Genomic DNA, 19,100 nt, shown 5'->3' with positions numbered 1-19,100 from the left:
TGTTGGTGTCGGTAAGGTTTACTTGTAGTATTCCTTCTTACCTGCTGCCAATGTGTTCTTCATCAAAGAACAAATGGTCATCGGACCAACGCCACCAGGAACAGGGGTAATGTAAGAACACTTAGGAGCAACCTCATCGAACTTAACATCACCTGAGAGGCGGAAGCCGCTCTTGCGTGTTTCGTCCTTCACACGTGTTGTACCCACGTCGATTACTACCGCACCTTCTTTTACCATATCTGCTGTAACAAATTCAGGAATACCGATTGCTGCAATCACGATGTCAGCTTCACGACATTCTTCCTTCAATGTTACAGAACGAGAGTGACAAACTGTTACTGTTGCATCGCCATAGCACTTTTGCATCATCAACGAAGCCATAGGCTTGCCCACGATATTGCTACGTCCCAAGATTACACACTTCTTTCCTGATGTAGGAATGTTGTAATGGCGCAACAAGGTGAGGATACCATAAGGAGTTGCTGAAATGAAGCAAGGCAAACCGATAGCCATACGACCTACGTTAATGGGGTGGAAACCGTCCACGTCCTTTCTGTAGTCCACAGCCATAATAACTTTCTGCTCATCAATGTGCTTTGGCAATGGTAGCTGCATAATGTAGCCATCTACATCTTCGTCCTTGTTCAAACGATCAACACAAGCGAGGAGTTCCTCTTCTGTTACATCGTCTTCATAACGAATAAGTGTAGATTTAAATCCACATTGTTCACAAGCTAACACTTTGTTTTTCACATAAGTTTCGCTACCGCCATCGTGACCTACGAGCACTGCAGCTAAGTGAGGTTGCTTGCCGCCCGCAGCCATAATAGCTTTTACTTCTTCTGCAATTTCTGCCTTAATGGCAGTTGCAGTAGCTTTACCGTCTATAAGTTTATATTCCATAAGGTTAAATTGGTTTTTGGCAATATATAGATTTATTATTTACAATTTAGGCATTTTAGGCATATTTGGCATCTTAGAAAGATCTGGCATTCCCTCCATATCTTTCATATTTGGCATATTCTTCATTCTGTTCATCATACCTGCCATTTTCGAACCCGTTACCATCTTCATCATCTTACGTGTCTGGTCGAATTGCTTTATAAGGCGGTTCACCTCCTGAATGCTTGTACCCGAACCCTTTGCAATGCGCTGACGGCGAGCATTGTTCAATAGTTGTGGATTGGTGCGTTCCTTTGGTGTCATACTGAGGATGATAGCCTCAATTCCCTTAAATGCGTTGTCGTCAATATCAACGTCGCGAATAGCTTTGCCTACACCAGGTATCATCGAAGCGAGGTCTTTTAGGTTACCCATCTTCTTGATTTGTTGTATCTGGTTGTAGAAGTCGTTGAAATCGAACTGATTTTTCTGAATTTTCTTTTGCAGTTTCTTAGCTTCTTCTTCGTCAAACTGCTCTTGCGCACGTTCAACAAGCGAAACTACGTCACCCATACCCAAAATACGGTCTGCCATACGTGCAGGGTGGAACACGTCCAACGCCTCCATCTTTTCGCCAGTACCGATAAACTTGATAGGCTTTGTTACTACCGTACGGATTGAGAGTGCCGCACCGCCACGTGTATCACCGTCGAGTTTGGTCAATACTACACCATCGAAATCCAATCTGTCATTAAATTCCTTAGCTGTATTCACCGCATCCTGACCTGTCATCGAGTCGACAACAAACAATATTTCGTCAGGGTTTACGTGATGTTTCAAGCTCTCTATCTCGTCCATCATCTCCGCATCTACTGCCAAACGGCCAGCGGTATCGATGATAACGACATCGTTTCCTTTTGCTTTTGCTTCTTTAATAGCGTTTTCTGCAATGCTATTCACGTTCTTGCTTTCAGGTTCGCTGTACACAGGTACGCCAACCGACTCGCCCACTACCTTCAACTGTTCGATAGCAGCAGGGCGATATACGTCGCACGCTACAAGCAACGGATTTTTATGTTCTTTTGTTTTAAGCAAGTTAGCCAACTTACCAGAGAAAGTTGTCTTACCCGAACCTTGCAAACCACTCATCAAGATAATAGCAGGACGACCCTCCAATTTCATTCCTACGGTCTCGCCTCCCATCAGTTCAGCCAATTCATCGTGAACTATCTTCACCATCAATTGTCCAGGCTTCACTGCTGTTAATACGTTCATACCCAAAGCCTTTTGCTTCACGGTATCGGTAAACGATTTTGCTACCTTATAGTTTACGTCGGCATCTAATAATGCTCTGCGCACGTCTTTCAACGTTTCAGCAACATTAATTTCTGTAATCTTTCCCTCACCTTTCAGTATCTTAAAGGAACGATCAAGGCGGTCACTTAAATTCTCAAACATTTATTGTTTCCTATGTAGTTTTAATGATATTTATTTTTCCAATAGTACTTACAAATGCAATAGAAATCTCTCTAATATGTGCATTAAGAAGTCTATCTAATGCAAAGATAATAAATATGTAATATAATAACAAACTAAAAGTAAGTTTTTTTTTGTTTTTTAGGCAAAATAAATCCCTATAGATAAATAAGGTGTAAATTCATAAGAAGAGATAGACTTAACATTTCAGTTTTTGTATGATTAAACAGAAATGTAATAAACTTCTCTATGCTCAACTAATAAAAGTTCGAGAAATACTTTTACCATTTGCGCTCTAATGCGTAAATCAAACTATCAAAAAGGAGTAACGACACAATCTGATAGTGGAAATATAGAACAATGCCAACAAGCAAGCAAAGCCGCAAACATATTTTTATAACACATTGATTATCAAAATATTACACCTGCACTACAATATATATATGTTTGGGATAGTCAAACATATATGTTTTACCTTGTCAAAGTTCAACTTTGGGAACGCCAAACATATACGTTTTGCCTTCCATAGATTGGGGTCTTAAAAACAAAAGATGGGAAGAGGATAAACCCAAATCGGTCGTTAGACTTCTTCGAGATTTGCGAGCTTATTTTGAGCTATTTTTGGTTGTTTTTGAAGACGTTTAGCGAGCTAAACAACTGAAAAAACAAACGAAAAGAGCCAAAATAAGGTGCAAAGACGAAGAAAAGCATAACAGCTAAACGCTTTAAAAAGCCTTTGCGGGCTAATGACCGATTGAGGATAAATAGAACAACTATTTTTATGGCAGCATTGCACAAGAAATAACGACATAGTCGCTGTTTTTTTCATTGTGAGAATAGCAACCGACAGCACTGATGAGTATTTTTCTAATCCTTCATAAATCATTAAAATTCTAAAAAACTTTTGGTGCTTGCGAAATAATCGCTATATTCGCAACCTATTTTGAACAAACGAAAGGTTTAGAACGTAGAAATATGGAATACTACATTAGCATTAATAACGAGAAAAGAGGACCTTACAACCTCAACGAGTTGGCAGAGCGTGGCATTGATGCTACAACGCTTGTGATGCCCACCGATAGCGAACAGTGGACTCCAGCTTGGCAAATAGAGGAGCTAAGAAACGTGTTGATGGGAAAAGAAACACAACAGGTTGTTGCAGAAAAGCCCATTGCTGAACCGCAAAAAGAGGAGGAAGAACCTGCAGTTGGCAAACCTGTAAACGATATGCCATACGTAGAAGCGCAACCCATTACGCCCCCACCCTATACCGCACCCGAACCTAAAAAAAGTCATTGGGGATGTCTCACGGCTTTCATCGTATCGGTAGTGGTGGTATTGGCGTTGTTGGTATTTACTTGCCCCGATACGCAAGACCATAAAGATGCACTTTCGGATGTCATTACGGCAACCGTAAACGAGGAAGTACAGCAAACCACAGACAGCATTCACGATGATTGGCTGGGCAAAGCTTTCCAAGCCATCAGCAAAGCCTTTACAGGTAAGGTGATTGATGCAGCAGTTGACAATCTTATCACAGTAGACAATTATTTCTTTTTCTCAGTGGGCAAGGTGCATTACGCCAATCAAGACAAAGTGGTATCGGTAGGTGCATTGAAGCATATCTTCACCACTGACAAGAATACGCTCAAGAAAGCAGCTGAAAAATATTACAATGAAGCTGAACTAAAGGTGGAGGCTGACCTCCGAAAACAAGCCGAAGACGCTTTGCGAGAGAATGTTATCAATCCTGCTACTGATGCCATTAAGGGTATGATGGGTTCGGCTATCAACGGCTTATTAGAGGATTTGGGCTTGGGTTCAGGCAATAATAGTGATGCAGAAGTAGATATGGAAATCGATTCGATTTAACCCAAATCGCTTTATCAAACGCACTGAAGGGTGCAAAACAAAAGAAGTGCAATACCCCAACACTTTACTCGTGATGGAAGTATTGCACTTCTTTTATCCCAAATCGGTCGTTAGACTTCTTCGAGATTTGCAAGCTTATTTTGAGCTATTTTTGGTTGTTTTTGAAGACGTTTAGCGAGCTAAATAACTGAAAAAACAACCAAAAAGAGCCAAAATAAGGTGCAAAGACGAAGAAAAGCATAACAGCTAAACGCTTTAAAAAGCCTTTGCGGGCTAATGACCGATTGGGGGTTATGTCTTTATTATCAATGTTCCCTTGCTTGTGCTTGCAATCAAAGGAACAAACGAGTTTAATCTAAGCTCTTAAGTTGGTCAGCTACTTCAGCTTGAATACGCTTTGCAAAGTCTTCCTTGCTCATTGTAGCCTGTTCGCCACCACCTTGCTGACGCATAGAAACTAAGCCGTCTGCCATTTCTTTTTCGCCTACAATAACCATATAAGGAATACGCTTCAACTCGTTATCACGTATCTTACGACCTATCTTTTCGTTTCTGTCGTCTACTAAAGCACGTACATCGCTTGCTTCAAGGAACTTTTTCACCTCTTGTGCATAGTCGTTATACTTCTCAGAAATAGGAAGAATAGCTACTTGGTCTGGTGTCAACCACAATGGGAAGTGACCTGCGGTGTGTTCAATCAATACGGCTGTAAAGCGTTCCAACGAGCCGAATGGCGCACGGTGTATCATCACAGGGGTCTGCTTTGAGTTGTCTTCAGCTGTATATTCCAACTTGAAGCGGTTAGGCAAGTTATAGTCTACCTGAATAGTACCCAACTGCCAACGACGACCAATAGCATCTTTCACCATAAAGTCGAGCTTAGGACCATAGAAAGCAGCTTCGCCTATTTCGGTTCTTGCTACCATTCCCTTTTCTTTACAAGCTTCTTTAATCGCTCTTTCGCTCTCTTCCCATATCTCATCTGAACCGATATACTTCTCTTTATCAGCTGGGTCACGGAGAGAAATCTGCGCTTCGTAGTTTTCAAATCCGAAGGTTGCAAACACTTTTTGAATGATGTCAATAACATCTTTGAACTCTTTCTTCACCTGTTCAGGACGTACAAAGAGGTGAGCATCGTCTTGTGTAAAGGTACGTACACGTGTTAAACCGTGCAATTCACCACTCTTTTCATAGCGGAACACTGTACCAAATTCAGCAATACGCAATGGAAGGTCTTTGTAAGAACGTGGTTTATGTGCAAACACCTCGCAGTGGTGAGGACAGTTCATAGGCTTCAACATATACTCTTCACCTTCTTCAGGAGTTGTGATTGGGCGGAAAGCGTCTTTGCTATAATGCGCATAGTGACCCGAAGTTACATAGAGGTTCTTTCCACCAATACCCGGGGTGATAACTTCTTGGTATCCGTAAGGCTTCTGCAACTTACGCAACACTTCTTGTAAACGAAGGCGAAGCTGGGTTCCCTTGGGCAACCAGATAGGAAGCCCTTTACCCACCTTGTCTGAGAACATAAAGAGTTCCATCTCCTTGCCTATCTTTCTGTGGTCGCGCTTCTTAGCCTCTTCCAACATAACGAGATACTCATCAAGCATCTTCTTTTTAGGGAAGGTGATACCATAGATGCGTGTAAGTTGGTCGCTTTCAGCATCTCCACGCCAGAAAGCCCCCGCAACACTGGTAAGTTTTACTGCCTTTATAGCACCTGTCGACATCAAGTGAGGGCCACGACAAAGGTCGGTAAAGTTGCCTTGCGAGTAAGTTGAGATTGTTCCGTCTTCAAGGTCTTCCACGATATGTTCCACCTTGTAAGCCTGTCCATCTTCAGTAAACTCTTTCACGGCATCGCTCTTTGCCACGTCACGGCGCACGATAGGTGAGTCTTTCTTTGCCAATTCAAGCATCTTAGCCTCAATCTTTGGGAAGTCATTCTCTGATATTACTTCGCCATTAGCTGTCTGAACATCATAGAAGAAACCATTCTCCAATGCAGGACCGAAGCCAAACTGTATGCCTGGATAGAGTTCTTTTAATGCCTCTGCAAGCAAGTGAGCAGACGAATGCCAGAAAGTATGCTTGCCTTCTTCGTCCTCAAACTTATAGAGAGCTATAGTGGCGTCCTCGTTAATAGGACGATTCAACTCAGTTGTAACACCATTAACCCCGCAAGATACAACGTTGCGAGCGAGAGCAGGTGATATGCTCTCTGCGATTTGAAGACCAGTTACGCCCTGTTCGTATTCACGTACAGAACCGTCTGGGAAAGTGATTTTAACCATAATACAAATTAGTTTTTATAAATCAATATTGCAACAAAGGTACAACATTATCGTGAATATAGCTCTATAATATTGATGTTTTGTGATTGAAACCTCACTTTTCTTATGGTTTAAGCTTGAGAGAAAGGACGTTTTAGGTTATTCTTCGGATAATTGGAGGTCTAATATCAAAGGCAAATGGTCACTCACCCCACCATTATAGCGCATCCCATTGTAAAAGTGAGAGGGACGTATGCCACCGTATTTCTTGTCTTCTTCCACAAAGAAGCGTTGGTCGTTGATATAGCACGTTTGAACCTTTGCACACAAATTATTACTCATCAAGATGTGATCTAAGCTTCCCCATTCTCCTTTATATCGATAGGTGGCTTTCGCACCATTACGCCCTGTGGCTTGTGCAGATACATCTGTCATTCCGTGAGCATAAATGCACTGCAAAGAAAGATTGTTCGTATAATCGTTAAAGTCTCCCATTACGATAATCATAGGCGAAGTGTGAGCCTTACGAAGCAAATCTATGGCTGCACAAAGATGGTCGGCAACGTGCAATCGATAAGGTTGTGAAGCCAATTCGCCTCCTCGTCTACTTGGTGCGTGCAACAGAAACACGTGTAAAGTATCGCCCGTAATAACCTCGCCCTCAACGTGCAAAATGTCTCTCGTAGGTCGCATATCTTTCAAAGGTGGAATACGGAGCGTATCGGCTTTGATAAGTCGGAAAGCAAACGGCGAATAAAGCAATGCCACATCTATACCTCGTTCGTCGGGCGAAGCTGTCATAACATATTCATAGTGTGCTTTCCTAAGTAATGAACGTTGTGTGAGATAAATCATTGTACTATCGTTTTCCACCTCGCAAAGCCCTATCAGGTCGGGAAGTCGGCACGTTGTTGAGTCCATTCCGCAAGCTATAATACCCTGCCCTACCTTATTAAGTTTCTCCCAATACTTTGTGCGTGTCCAATGGCGTGGCGAATTGGGCATAAACTCTGTATCGTTTTTCAGCGAATCGTGAAGCGTATCGAAAAGATTTTCCACGTTCCACTCTACAATCCTTAACCGCTCTTGTGCCGAAAGTCTAAAAGGAAGAAGAATAAAGATAAGAATTAGTAAATGCCTCATATATTGATTAAAAACTAAAGAGGCTGCAACAAAGAGTTTAACTCCTTATTTCAGCCTCGTAGAATATTATTGATTAATGATATTAAGCTGCTGTCGCACGCTCTCTTCGTGTATCAACTCGAACAGATGTTTGGAAAAGACAGGGTCGATACCACACAAGCTGCCTTGCGCACTACATTTTTCCATCATCTCATTGTAGCGTGTAGACTGAAGAACGGTCATGTTATGCGCTTTCTTAAACTTACCTATCTTCCTACAAAGCTGAAAACGTTTAGCCAATAAGTCTATCAAATTATTGTCCATTTCGTCAATCAACGAGCGCAATCTGCTCAATTCTTCACGTGTGGTTTTCTTATCACGCACCACAAGCAACGAAAGTATATAGTCTAACAGTTCGGGAGTTACTTGCTGTGCAGCATCGCTCCACGCCTCATCGGGTTTGCAATGACTCTCCACAATTAAACCATCGAAACCCAAATCTAAACCTTGTTGACACAAAGGGGCTATCAACTCTCTTCGCCCACCTATATGACTTGGGTCGCCAATGATGGGCAATGAAGGGATACGACGCTGAAGTTCGATAGGGATTTGCCACATCGGAAGATTGCGATAAAGTTTCTGTTCGTAAGTAGAAAATCCACGATGAATAGCCCCCAATCGCTTTATACCAGCTTGATTAAGGCGTTGCAGTGCTCCTATCCACAACTCAAGGTCGGGATTAACGGGATTTTTCACCAACACAGCACAATCTTTTGCATCTGCTAAAGCGTCAGCCAAAGCCTGCATCGCAAAAGGATTGGCAGTAGTGCGAGCACCTATCCAAAAGAAATCAATGCCATATTTTAATGCCAGTTCTACGTGTTCGGGGGTTGCCACTTCAGTTGAGACCAACATACCAGTCTCGTCTTTCACTCGCTTCAACCAAGGCAATGCTTTTTCGCCATTACCCTCAAAACAGCCTGGTTTAGTGCGTGGTTTCCACACACCTGCTCTAAAGTTTTTGCAACCTTTATCTGCCAACTGCCGTGCCGTTGTCATCACCTGCTCTTCGGTCTCTGCCGAACAAGGACCAGCTATAATTATGGGCTGATTGTCTTGCTGTGATAGCCCCAATGGCAATAGTTCTAATTCCATCTTATACTATATTTTCCTTATTATGTAGGGGCTCGATTTATCGAGTTCCGTTGGCTTATGGAACTCGATAAATCGATCCCCTACACCGCTTTAAATCAGTTTGACAATTTAACCCAAATCGGTCGTCCGACCAGTCAGACCATCCAGACCCGTCAGACAAGTCCGACCAGTCCGACCAGTCCGACCAGTCCGACCAGTCTAATGAGCGATTTGGGTTTAAAAGCCATAGGGATTCATCTCTTTATATTTCTTTTCCATTTGGGTGGCAATATCTTGTGACGATGCCCCATCACCTTCGTTATCGCCTCCCACAGGCATCAACTCTGCCGCCTTTGCTGCATCGGCTGCCGCTTCACTATCCTTACCCATTTCTGCATACACTTCGCCACGCTCTTTATAAGCCTGTGCAGAGAAAGGATTAGCATCTATCACTTTGCCAAACCACGCAATGGCTTCCTCGTTATGCGGCAAAGCACGTTCTATATGCGCCTTGAGCAACAACACGTCTTCATTGTCTGCAGTATGTTCCAACAACCAGTTGGCATCCGCCGTAGCATCGTCCAACTGCTCCATACGTAGGTAGGTTTCGCCACGGAGCAAGTAGGCATCGCCATATTTTTCGTTTAACGATATTGCCTTCGTAGCCATAGCCACCGTATTTACATCATCGCCCTGCCCTTTGCTGGCTTGTGCGTATAAATAATGTGCTTCGGCATTGTCCTTGTCTATCAGTATGGCTTTTTCGCACGCTGTTGCCATCGTCCCATAATTCTCCATCATATAAGCAATATTTGCCATTCGCACATATATCTGAATGTTATCGGGCTGTGCTTCGCTCAATAGTTGGAGTTCGTCGTATGCTTCGGTAAGCTGTCCTTGATGTGCAAAAAGTACCGAAAGATGGTCGTGTATCTCCAAATCGTCTTGTATTTCTAAAGCTCGTTTGAAGCATTTCACAGCATATTCCACCTCGCCTGTCTTCATTGCACGCACACCGTCATATTTAAACATCTCGAAGTTTTTCGCTTCGTTCTGCACCTTTACTTCTTCTTTGGTTTCTTCTTTACCTCCAAAAAGTTTCTGAAAAAAGTTCATACGCTATATGTATTTCTTTTGTGAAAGATTATTTTTGTGTTATGCACTCTCCACTCCGTATATTATATATAAGGTGGAAAAGCAGCACGTTCTTATTGTTTTCAAGTGTAAGTATCTGCAAACTTACGCATTTTTTTCGACTTATGCCACGTTGTGGATTAGAAATTTGCAAGTGTTGATACAGCTTTTATCTATTCGAAACGTATCATCGCAACGCTTTTTCTTCATTTTTCTCGCCTTGTAAAGAATAGTTTTGAGCATAAACCCAAATCGATCATTAGCCCGCAAAGGCTTTTTAAAGCGTTTAGATGTTATGCTTTTCTTCGTCTTTGCACCTTATTTTGGCTCTTTTCGTTTGTTTTTTCAGTTGTTTAGCTCGCTAAACGTCTTCAAAAACAACCAAAAATAGCTCAAAATAAGCTCGCAAATCTCGAAGAAGTCTAACGAACGATTTGGGATAAAACACTAATCTTGAAAAAAGAAGAATAGAACAATCATAAAAACAAGACTACCTTTTAAAAAGTCATTCATAAATCTTTGATTATCAAACCCTTACAAGAGCATTGCAAAACATATATGTTTTACCCTCTCAAACATATATGTTTTACCGCCTCAAAGTTGAACTTTGACAACGCCAAACATATATGTTTTGCAGCTCAAAGATTGATGTTTAATTTTTGAAAGTTCGACAACCGAAAAACAGAACAATATGCTAAGGCGTAAAAAGGTTCAAAGCACACTGCTATTAAACGTGAAATATAGGTTCAAAATTTCGTCTTTTTCGCAATTCTGTTATATCTTTGCATAAGATAGGCTGCTATTATCGGATCAGTCGGACTCGTCTGACCTGTCCGACTGGTCCGACTGGTCCGACAAAGCCAAATAAGAAAATAAAATAACAATGAACCAAGATATGAAAATAGACTGTTTTCTTCCTTGCGAAGATATTCAGAAGATGAACGAAACGATAGCACAATTTGCCAACAACCCACTCGTTGGGCAAATTTGCTTGCTTACCTCACACACCATAGATACTGTCTTGCCTTGCAATGTAAAGGCAGTAGCGGTAAACAATTTGCTATCTGACAACACGATGCGTACCCTTGCCGAACACGCTAATGCCGACTACGCTTTGTTTTATATGAAGTCATCACCTATCACCATAGGTTATCAGGCTTTAGAACGTATGGTGCAGGTAGCTGAAAACACGAGGGCAGGCATCGTCTATGCAGACCGCTATTCGGTGGAACAAGGGGTGGTAGTAAAACATCCTGTGATAGACTACCAAGTAGGAAGCATACGTGATGATTTCGATTTTGGTTCATTAGTACTTCTAAATACCCGCCTTTTAAAGGCTTATCTGCAAGAAATGGCTTCTTCAGAATACCAATTTGCAGGGTGGTACAACCTTCGTTTGTTCTTTAGTCGTAAGGCTGCTATCTTCCATCTCAACGAGTATTTATACACTGAAGAGGAAGATGATTTGCGTGCAAGTGGTGAGAAGCAATTCGACTATGTGAACCCTCGCAATCGTGAGGTGCAGATAGAAATGGAAAAGGTGGCTACGGCTCACCTCAAAGCTGTGGGGGCACTGATAGATACACACAACTACGAGCAACCCAACTTTGACAATGATGGTTTCGAGTTGGAGGCTTCGGTGGTTATCCCTGTATTCAATCGTGAGAAGACCATACGTGATGCGGTGCAATCGGCGTTGGCACAAGTGGCAAAATTCGATTATAATGTTATCGTAGTTGACAATCATTCTACCGATGGTACAACACAGATACTCAACGAGATAGCTAAGGAGAATCCTCGCTTGATACACCTCGTTCCCGAACGCAAAGATTTGGGCATCGGAGGTTGTTGGAACTATGCCATAGAGAGCAAATATTGTGGACGATTTGCAGTACAGTTGGATAGCGACGACCTCTATTCGTCAGACCAAACCTTGCAACAAATCGTTGATGCGTTCCACGAACAAAAGGCTGCAATGATAATTGGGGCATATCGTATGTGCGACTTCGAACTGAACACCCTTCCCCCGGGGTTGATAGACCATAGCGAATGGACAGAAGACAATGGGTGTAACAACGCCCTACGCATCAACGGATTGGGTGCGCCACGTGCCTTCTATACGCCTTTGGCGCGTGAGGTGAAATTCCCTAACACAAGCTATGGCGAGGATTATGCTATGGGATTAGCCTTTAGTCGCAGATTTCGTATTGGCAGATTGTACAATGAGTTGTACCTCTGTCGTAGATGGGGAGGAAACAGCGATGCGGCATTGAGTGTAGAAAAGGTAAATGCAAATAACCTTTATAAAGATAGGTTGCGCACAATAGAGCTGGTGGCTCGACAACGACAAAACCGAGGTAGCGACAAGGAGGGCGCAGACAGTATGTCGGCTTTTTTTATCGTCAACTAAGTCTGTGGAAGGACGCTGAAAAACATTTTCACGACTTACAGCTCATAAAGACAAGAGATTTGGGCGGAATAACCTTACAGTTTAACCCTGCCCGAATGGTAAGTAGTGGGGCTAAAGTGGACAAGGCTACTATTGCCAAACGTCCGTGTTTCTTATGCGAAAAGAACCGACCAGAGGTGCAGATAGTAAAACCCTTTGATGAGGAATTTGAAATTCTTATCAATCCATTCCCCATTCTGCCTATCCATTTTACCATACCATCACGCACGCATCAACTGCAAAAGATAAAGCAAAGTTATGCCAAGATACACCGCTTGTTGGAACTATATCCAGAGTTTATGGTGTTTTACAATGGGCCAAAATGTGGGGCAAGTGCGCCCGACCATCTACACTTGCAGGCTGGTAGCAAGGGTTTACTGCCCATTCAGCAGCAATGGAAACAGTTAGCAAACCATCTTGAAACGTGGGTGAGTTATGGCGAAGGCGAACAAATAGCTTTAGTTAAGGATTTTGTTTTTCCAGCTATTGTTCTGCAAAGCAAGTCGGAAGCCATTCATTGCGCTATGTTCAATCGCCTTTACGATGCACTTCCTATGCAACAAGACGATATAGAACCTATGATGAACATTGTAGCTTGGAAGGAGGAAGACGCCTATGTTTCGGTAGTGTTCCCACGAAGAAAGCATCGCCCAACGTGCTACTCGGCTGAAGGCAAAGCACAATATATGATTAGCCCGGGTGCATTGGATATGGGTGGATTATTGATACTGCCTCGCCAAGAAGACTTTGATAGGCTCACCAAAACTAAGGTTTTGGAGATTATGAGTGAAATCATACTGACACCAACGCAAATAGACGAGGTGAAAAAGAAGATAGTCTTAGGTGTAAAGGGGCAACTGTAAGGCGAGAAAGAACGTGGTCAGACCTGAAAGAGAAGGTGGTTTGATATAAAAAAACAAGATAGTTTGATGTAAAAAAGATATAGAAATGATGATGCAAGAAGAACCCAAAGTAACAGTAGGCATAGTGAGTGCAGCACGCTTGTGTTTCACGCTGAATGGCGCATATACCATAGAAGAGAAGGTGTGTGAGGGTCGACAAGAAGTAGAACTTGTAGATGGGGCTATTCAGTGGCAAGGCAAAGACTATCAAGAATTAACCTTTGTACCCACAACCGACCACGCATCGTTTACATTGGAGGACGTTACCATCGGTGTAAACTTTCATTGGGAGCGCAAAGAGGCGCAAACTTTCTTGGGCAAACTTCATTTTGTAGTGGCAAATGATAGCATTTGCGCCATCAACGAGCTACCTATCGAAACCTATCTAACGAGTGTTATCTCAAGCGAAATGAATGCTACATCATCGTTAGAACTACTGAAAGCACACGCAGTTATATCGCGCAGTTGGCTATTGGCACAGATTGAGAACAGAAAAGCAAAAGTCAAGGCAACAACGGCATCAATGTGCAGTTGCACAAAGACCGAGACAGAACTTACAAGATGGTACGACAGAGATGACCACAGCCTATTTGATGTGTGTGCAGACGACCACTGTCAACGCTATCAAGGCATAACCAAAGCAACCAACATACACGTAACGGAAGCTATAAAACAAACAAGAGGCGAAATATTGATGTACAATGGAACGTTGTGCGATGCACGTTTTAGCAAGTGTTGTGGAGGAGTTGTGGAGGAGTTTCAGTATTGTTGGGAGAATATTCGCAAGCCTTATCTCACCACATTGGTTGATGCACCGCAGGACAATGCGCCATCGTTAGACCTCACCAATGAGGACAATGCACGCCAATGGATACAAACCTCGGAAGATGTTTTCTGCAACACAAAAGAGGCAAAGGTGCTGAAACAAATTCTCAATAATTACGACCAAGAAACACAAGACTTCTATCGATGGACTCAAATTTATACACAAGACGAAATCCGTAGTTTGATAGAAGAAAAGTGCGGCATGAAGTTGGGCAAGATAATCGACCTTGTTCCACTTTCAAGAGGCAAAAGTGGGCGCATCTATCGTTTGAGGATTGTGGGTTCAGAGCGTAGTTTTATAATTGGTAAAGAACTCGAAATACGTCGCACACTTAGCAAAACCCACTTGTATAGCTCGGCTTTTATTGTTGAGAAAACCAATAACGAGGACGGCATACCACAACTTTTCACCATCAAGGGTAAAGGTTGGGGACACGGTGTTGGACTTTGTCAAATAGGTGCGGCAGTAATGGGCGAACGTAGGTATAACTACAACGAAATATTGCTGCATTACTATCGTGGCGCAGAGATAGTAAAACTGCACAAATAATAGCAATCAGTAAGGTAAAAGAGCTACTGGCAGAAACCAAGAGAGCAAAATATATGGAACAAGAAACCTTATATTCAAGCAAAGAACCATTACCCAAGCGGTATGGGTGGTGGCTTCCATCGTTGCATTTCACGGGCGGATTGCCTTACGTGATAGTGTTTCTTGTGTCGTTAGTGTTCTACAATCGTATGGGCGAAAGCAACGGAGCTATTACGTTGAGTACTTCTTCGTTCTTCATACCTTTCATTTTGCGTCCTGTGCTTGGACGCTTTGTGTCAAGTTTTAGCACCAAACGATTCTGGGTGCTTACAATGGAACTTGCTTTAGGGCTATGTATGATGGGGATAGCCAAATCGTTGACAAGCTCGAGTTGGTTTCTGTTGTCTATGTTGCTCTTGTTTTTCACCGCTTCGGCAGCTGTTATCCACGATGTGGCTATATCTCGTTTTTACAAGTTGGTAGTGCCTCGCCAGCATACTGTTTATGCTGGGAGCAACATTGTTTTTATGTTTCTCTCCATTGTTTTTGGGTTAGGTATTCCAATAATGGTTGCAGGCAATTTGGAAGTACTCAATCGCAGGGTTACAACATCGTGGATAACAACTTTCAACTTGCTTGCTCTTGCCTTTTTTGTTCTCTTTGTCTACCATTTAATAATGCTTCCAAGACCTACCGATAAACCTTCGATGCGTGTAGGTTCGGGCTTAACTCGGCGATGGTGGAACGAAACGAAAAATAGCTTTATGCAATTGCCGTATTCGCTTTCCATTCTCTTTTTTCTACTCTTATTCTTGATACCTGAAGGAATGTTCTTTCGCATTGCCCCCTTGTTTCTTATTGACCCCGAAAGCAATGGTGGCTTGAGCCTTTCGCCGCAAGAATTGGCTTTAGCGCAAGGTTCTGTGGGTGCGTTTGCTGTGATTTGGGGTTGCATTTTAGGCATCAAAGCGATACATAAGTGGGGGTTAAAACGTTGTATTTGGTGGATGGTGTGTGCCATAACCTTTCCAAAAATGCTTTATATCTACCTCAGTTACAATTTTGTTTCTACCCTTTCTGTCATTAACGTGGTAGTATTTGTAGAGCAATTCTGTTTCGGTTTTGGTGTTATGGCATACATTTATTTGCTTTTCCATCTCTCCATTGGCAAGTATTCCACCTTTCGTTTGTCGCTCGTTACAGCCGTTACAGCCTTCTCGCTTATGGCTTCGGGATGGTTTACTGGCATCTTACAAGAGTATGTAGGCTATCGCCATTTCTTCGTAATTGTATCTGTTGCAAACATTCTGCCCTTCGTTGTAACAGCAATCATTCACATTGACAAGAAAACAGGGAAGACAATGGGGCAGATAAATTAAGCCCAACGAATAGGAGAAACACCACTACGGAGCATCATAGATTATGGCTCTATAACGAATCGTGTGGGTAGGTATCGAATATTTCTCGTCAAAATGTTACCTTTGCAAAATGAATAGTACCGAGATATTTACAATGGCATTAGGCCTGTCAGAACCTTGGACAGTATCCAAGATTGAGTTTATTGATGGCGAGCATTCCGCCAAGGAGCTTCATATATGGCTAAGTTTCCCTCGTGGTCATCGTTTCAAAGTCGGTGAGGCAGAGGCTACAGCCTATGACACCATAGACAAGACTTGGCGCCACTTAAATTTCTTCGAGCATCTTTGCTACCTTCATGCCAGTGTTCCCCGCATCAAGGTTGGCGACNCAAGATGGTAGAGGAATCTGCCATCAAGCCCATGACAGACTTTGTGGCGATGGTCAGATCGCACATGTTCGGCATAAAGAATCTCTTTGCAATGAGGGAGGTCAATAATGGAATCCTTGAGGGACTTAACTCACAAATACAACTCGCTAAAAAGAGGGCAAGAGGATTTGTCAATACAGAAAACTTTAAGTATATGGTCTACTTCGTAACAGGTGGATTAAAACTCGATTACCCACATGAAACGTTATAGACCCATAAAAATTTGTAGGACACAGAGTCCATAGCCAAAACTGAAAAAGTATAATAATAGCAAGATTCTACGATGATAGGTGTTAAACTTGGGTGAAGATTGTGAAGGGCTTCGGCGTATTCGTTCTCGCAGATTTCCTGCATCCTGTCCATACATTCCTGCTTGTGCTGCTCTGCCATGTCTATCTCGGCCTTGAGCTGGCGCATGATGTCAATGTCGCATGCCGTGATGCATCCTGTGAGCGAGGCTATGATGACCTCAATGCCATGGTGTTTGATAATCCGCCCGTGGACTTCTCTGACGAGCGTCTCGGGATCTGTTTCCCCCTCGCATATTTTGCCGATCACGTTCTTGTAACTCTTGCTGTCCGTACTCGAGACGTAGTTGCTGAGCCGTATGTTGCAGCGCTGCACCGCAGCGTCAAGTTTGCTGAGCTTACGCACAATCTCGTCATCAAGGTCGTAGATTCGACGGTCGTACTGCCGCAACTGCTGGATGCGCTCCGGCGGGACGAAACTTCCACGGACCAGTTCCTTGAGCATACACTCCGCTATCCATTGGGCATCCTTGACATCACTCTTGTGTCCGGGAAGCTGCTTGATGAAATAAGGGTTGATGAGCTTCAGGCGGAAGTGCGGCTCAAGCACGCGCCATACGGGAATCCAATAAACACTCGTGCTTTCCATCCCGACTTCCTGTACGTGATATTTGAGCAACAAATCACGCATTTCGTACAGTTCGAGGGTCAACACACCAAAAACTTTCTCAATAATTTCGCCCGTGCTGCTTAAAATACAAAGATAAATGCTATCTTTGTGCACGTCAAGGCCACATACGATTCTCATAAGCCTACATTTGAGGATTATTAATTTTTTTGCTCAAAGATAATACATATTGTGACTTAGAGCACGCATTTAGGACAAAGAATTTATGCTGGCCTTGACACTTTTCCGTCAAATGGGAAGGCGATTCGGGAATTTATTTCCCGTTTTTTATTTCCACTGGCTTATATATCGCGATTTTTATGTAAATTTGTTTTGGAAAAATATAACCATGAACAAAGGTAACAAAAGGGCTGAATTCCATGCGAGGAATCCGGCTCTAATTTTATGTTCAAAAAAAGTTTTAGCGGACAGCAATAATGAATTATCTGTTTTATGGGTCGCTTTTCAAAAGGTGAGTCTTGACCATACAAAAGCTGACCTTTTGCATGGCTAAAGGTGAACTTTCGCCTCCCGAAACCTTACTTCCAGTGTTTAGAGAAGTGAGACCGCCCGCAAGTGGCGGGTTGGATAATTCCAAACCGTATCAGTCGTGGGGGTAAGCAGCGATGAACACATCTTTTTCTCTTAACACATCTACTTTTTCTATGAGTTGGGCGAGTGATATGTCTCCCACCACATATTTATAATTCGCAGAGAGATAACGCTCGCCGATGCTCTCGAAATCCAACAGCGACTGGTCTTCTTCGTTGGTAAAACGGAAATAAATGCGAAAAGTTATGTCGGTGGTATAGTACGGGTGATGGGGGCTGTTCAACTTTTTATATTCGTACTTGTAATCATACAATTGGGCGGTGATGTCGCTCAGTACAGCTGATCCCGTTGGATGCCCTCCGGCCCCTTGTCCGAACATGAACTGCTTGTAATAGAACAGGCCTTTTATCACCACACCGTTAAATTCATCCTCTACACTGTAAATGTATTTCTGTCGGGAGATCAGCTGCGGCATTACTGAGAGTACGAGCTTGTCGTCCATTTTCTCCGCACTCCCCACCAATTTGATTCTCCTGCCTTTCTCGTTAGCAAACCGGATGTCGTAGCTGTTCATGTGACCGATACCCACGTTCAGCACATCCTTCGGTGGAACATACACTCCGAATGCATGAATGGTGATAATGATGAGTTTGAAAAGCGAGTCCCATCCCTCAATATCAAAGGTGGGATTGCTTTCGGCAAAGCCCAGTTCCTGTGCCAGCCGCAGAGAGTCGTCGTAGTTCATCCCCTCGTTGAAAATCTTGGATAGGATGAAGTTGGATGAGCCGTTAAGAATTCCCTTGATGGAGATGAGTAGGTCGTTGTCATAGTATTCCTCTAAGTTTCTGATGACGGGAATACTACCGCAAGCCGATGCATCGTACAATAAAGGTGTGTTGTACTGCTCTTGCAGCTTTATCAGCTCCATGATGTGGTATGCCAGCATCCGTTTGTTGCCACTTACCACCGGTATGCCTGCAACAAGCGCACGCTTGACAATTTTGTAAGCAGCTTCAGCATCGTTGATGAGCTCCACGATGAAATTGATGTCCTTATTGTTAAAAATATCGTCGGCACGGTTGGTGAACGGAATGTCGGCATCGCGCTTTTTGGTGATGTCCTCCACGCAAACGCTGACGATTTTCACATTCTGCGGCCGGATGCGCTGCAGCACATCGTAAAGTCCTTTGCCCACTGTACCAAAGCCAAAAAGTCCGATATTGATTTTTTTCTGTTTCATAAT

At 43.0% G+C, this 19,100-nt stretch carries 14 protein-coding genes; 6 read left to right on the top strand and 8 right to left on the bottom strand.

Annotated features, from left to right (window positions below):
* Positions 1 to 18 precede the first annotated feature (18 nt).
* Both folD and ffh read right to left on the bottom strand, forming a co-directional pair.
* A complete protein-coding gene (gene folD / locus CZ367_RS07780; RefSeq protein WP_077196412.1) occupies positions 19 to 903 on the bottom strand; it encodes a bifunctional methylenetetrahydrofolate dehydrogenase/methenyltetrahydrofolate cyclohydrolase FolD in 885 nt (294 codons plus the stop codon).
* A 39-nt stretch (positions 904 to 942) separates the two neighbouring features.
* Complete coding sequence (ffh, locus tag CZ367_RS07775; protein ID WP_077196411.1) at positions 943 to 2,340, bottom strand: signal recognition particle protein; 1,398 nt, start codon at positions 2,338 to 2,340, stop codon at positions 943 to 945.
* Between the two features lie 993 nt (positions 2,341 to 3,333).
* On the opposite strand from ffh, the gene CZ367_RS07770 reads away from it, so the two are divergent.
* Positions 3,334 to 4,230: a GYF domain-containing protein gene (locus CZ367_RS07770; protein WP_077196410.1), complete on the top strand. Its 897-nt coding sequence runs from the start codon at positions 3,334 to 3,336 to the stop codon at positions 4,228 to 4,230.
* A 350-nt stretch (positions 4,231 to 4,580) separates the two neighbouring features.
* Here CZ367_RS07770 and thrS read toward each other — a convergent pair whose 3' ends face one another.
* The 4 genes from thrS to CZ367_RS07750 form a co-directional block, all read right to left on the bottom strand.
* Complete coding sequence (gene thrS / locus CZ367_RS07765) at positions 4,581 to 6,530, bottom strand: threonine--tRNA ligase (RefSeq protein ID WP_077196409.1); 1,950 nt, start codon at positions 6,528 to 6,530, stop codon at positions 4,581 to 4,583.
* 138 nt (positions 6,531 to 6,668) lie between these two features.
* Positions 6,669 to 7,652 carry an endonuclease/exonuclease/phosphatase family protein gene (locus tag CZ367_RS07760; RefSeq protein WP_077196408.1) on the bottom strand — a complete coding sequence of 328 codons (984 nt, stop codon included), beginning with the start codon at positions 7,650 to 7,652 and terminating at the stop codon, positions 6,669 to 6,671.
* A gap of 66 nt (positions 7,653 to 7,718) precedes the next feature.
* Complete coding sequence (locus CZ367_RS07755; protein ID WP_077196407.1) at positions 7,719 to 8,786, bottom strand: bifunctional 3-deoxy-7-phosphoheptulonate synthase/chorismate mutase type II; 1,068 nt, start codon at positions 8,784 to 8,786, stop codon at positions 7,719 to 7,721.
* A 216-nt stretch (positions 8,787 to 9,002) separates the two neighbouring features.
* Positions 9,003 to 9,881 (bottom strand): tetratricopeptide repeat protein, encoded by an 879-nt coding sequence (locus tag CZ367_RS07750; protein WP_077196406.1) that lies wholly within the window; start codon positions 9,879 to 9,881, stop codon positions 9,003 to 9,005.
* A gap of 913 nt (positions 9,882 to 10,794) precedes the next feature.
* On the opposite strand from CZ367_RS07750, the gene CZ367_RS16560 reads away from it, so the two are divergent.
* The 5 genes from CZ367_RS16560 (at position 10,795) to CZ367_RS07720 (ending at position 16,601) form a co-directional block, all read left to right on the top strand.
* Complete coding sequence (locus tag CZ367_RS16560; protein WP_317041825.1) at positions 10,795 to 12,309, top strand: glycosyltransferase family 2 protein; 1,515 nt, start codon at positions 10,795 to 10,797, stop codon at positions 12,307 to 12,309.
* A gap of 2 nt (positions 12,310 to 12,311) precedes the next feature.
* Positions 12,312 to 13,211 (top strand): DUF4922 domain-containing protein, encoded by a 900-nt coding sequence (locus CZ367_RS16555; protein ID WP_317041834.1) that lies wholly within the window; start codon positions 12,312 to 12,314, stop codon positions 13,209 to 13,211.
* An 85-nt stretch (positions 13,212 to 13,296) separates the two neighbouring features.
* Positions 13,297 to 14,625, top strand: a complete 1,329-nt coding sequence (locus CZ367_RS07735; protein WP_077196403.1) for a SpoIID/LytB domain-containing protein — start codon at positions 13,297 to 13,299, stop codon at positions 14,623 to 14,625.
* Positions 14,626 to 14,678: 53 nt separating this feature from the next.
* A complete protein-coding gene (locus CZ367_RS07730; protein WP_077196402.1) occupies positions 14,679 to 15,983 on the top strand; it encodes an MFS transporter in 1,305 nt (434 codons plus the stop codon).
* A 372-nt stretch (positions 15,984 to 16,355) separates the two neighbouring features.
* A complete protein-coding gene (locus tag CZ367_RS07720; protein ID WP_077196400.1) occupies positions 16,356 to 16,601 on the top strand; it encodes a transposase in 246 nt (81 codons plus the stop codon).
* Here CZ367_RS07720 and CZ367_RS07715 read toward each other — a convergent pair.
* Positions 16,580 to 17,446, bottom strand: coding sequence for an IS110 family transposase (locus CZ367_RS07715; RefSeq protein WP_237581598.1), 867 nt, complete (start codon positions 17,444 to 17,446; stop codon positions 16,580 to 16,582). The genes CZ367_RS07720 and CZ367_RS07715 overlap by 22 nt on opposite strands.
* A gap of 463 nt (positions 17,447 to 17,909) precedes the next feature.
* Entirely contained in the window at positions 17,910 to 19,097 is a 1,188-nt protein-coding gene (locus CZ367_RS07705; protein WP_077196398.1) for a homoserine dehydrogenase, read from the bottom strand.
* Positions 19,098 to 19,100 lie beyond the last annotated feature (3 nt).

This window comes from Prevotella ihumii, assembly GCF_900155655.1.
GTDB classification, from domain to species: Bacteria; Bacteroidota; Bacteroidia; order Bacteroidales; family Bacteroidaceae; genus Prevotella; species Prevotella ihumii.
This window is presented reverse-complemented; position numbering and strand designations above follow the sequence as displayed.

Bases quoted from the DNA above. Each gene is read 5' to 3' on its own strand.
- folD (WP_077196412.1), bottom strand. From the start codon at position 903: ATGGAATATAAACTTATAGACGGTAAAGCTACTGCAACTGCCATTAAG.
- ffh (WP_077196411.1), bottom strand. From the start codon at position 2,340: ATGTTTGAGAATTTAAGTGACCGCCTTGATCGTTCCTTTAAGATACTG.
- CZ367_RS07770 (WP_077196410.1), top strand. From the start codon at position 3,334: ATGGAATACTACATTAGCATTAATAACGAGAAAAGAGGACCTTACAAC.
- thrS (WP_077196409.1), bottom strand. From the start codon at position 6,530: ATGGTTAAAATCACTTTCCCAGACGGTTCTGTACGTGAATACGAACAG.
- CZ367_RS07760 (WP_077196408.1), bottom strand. From the start codon at position 7,652: ATGAGGCATTTACTAATTCTTATCTTTATTCTTCTTCCTTTTAGACTT.
- CZ367_RS07755 (WP_077196407.1), bottom strand. From the start codon at position 8,786: ATGGAATTAGAACTATTGCCATTGGGGCTATCACAGCAAGACAATCAG.
- CZ367_RS07750 (WP_077196406.1), bottom strand. From the start codon at position 9,881: ATGAACTTTTTTCAGAAACTTTTTGGAGGTAAAGAAGAAACCAAAGAA.
- CZ367_RS16560 (WP_317041825.1), top strand. From the start codon at position 10,795: ATGAAAATAGACTGTTTTCTTCCTTGCGAAGATATTCAGAAGATGAAC.
- CZ367_RS07735 (WP_077196403.1), top strand. From the start codon at position 13,297: ATGATGATGCAAGAAGAACCCAAAGTAACAGTAGGCATAGTGAGTGCA.
- CZ367_RS07730 (WP_077196402.1), top strand. From the start codon at position 14,679: ATGGAACAAGAAACCTTATATTCAAGCAAAGAACCATTACCCAAGCGG.
- CZ367_RS07720 (WP_077196400.1), top strand. From the start codon at position 16,356: ATGGTAGAGGAATCTGCCATCAAGCCCATGACAGACTTTGTGGCGATG.
- CZ367_RS07715 (WP_237581598.1), bottom strand. From the start codon at position 17,446: ATGAGAATCGTATGTGGCCTTGACGTGCACAAAGATAGCATTTATCTT.
- CZ367_RS07705 (WP_077196398.1), bottom strand. From the start codon at position 19,097: ATGAAACAGAAAAAAATCAATATCGGACTTTTTGGCTTTGGTACAGTG.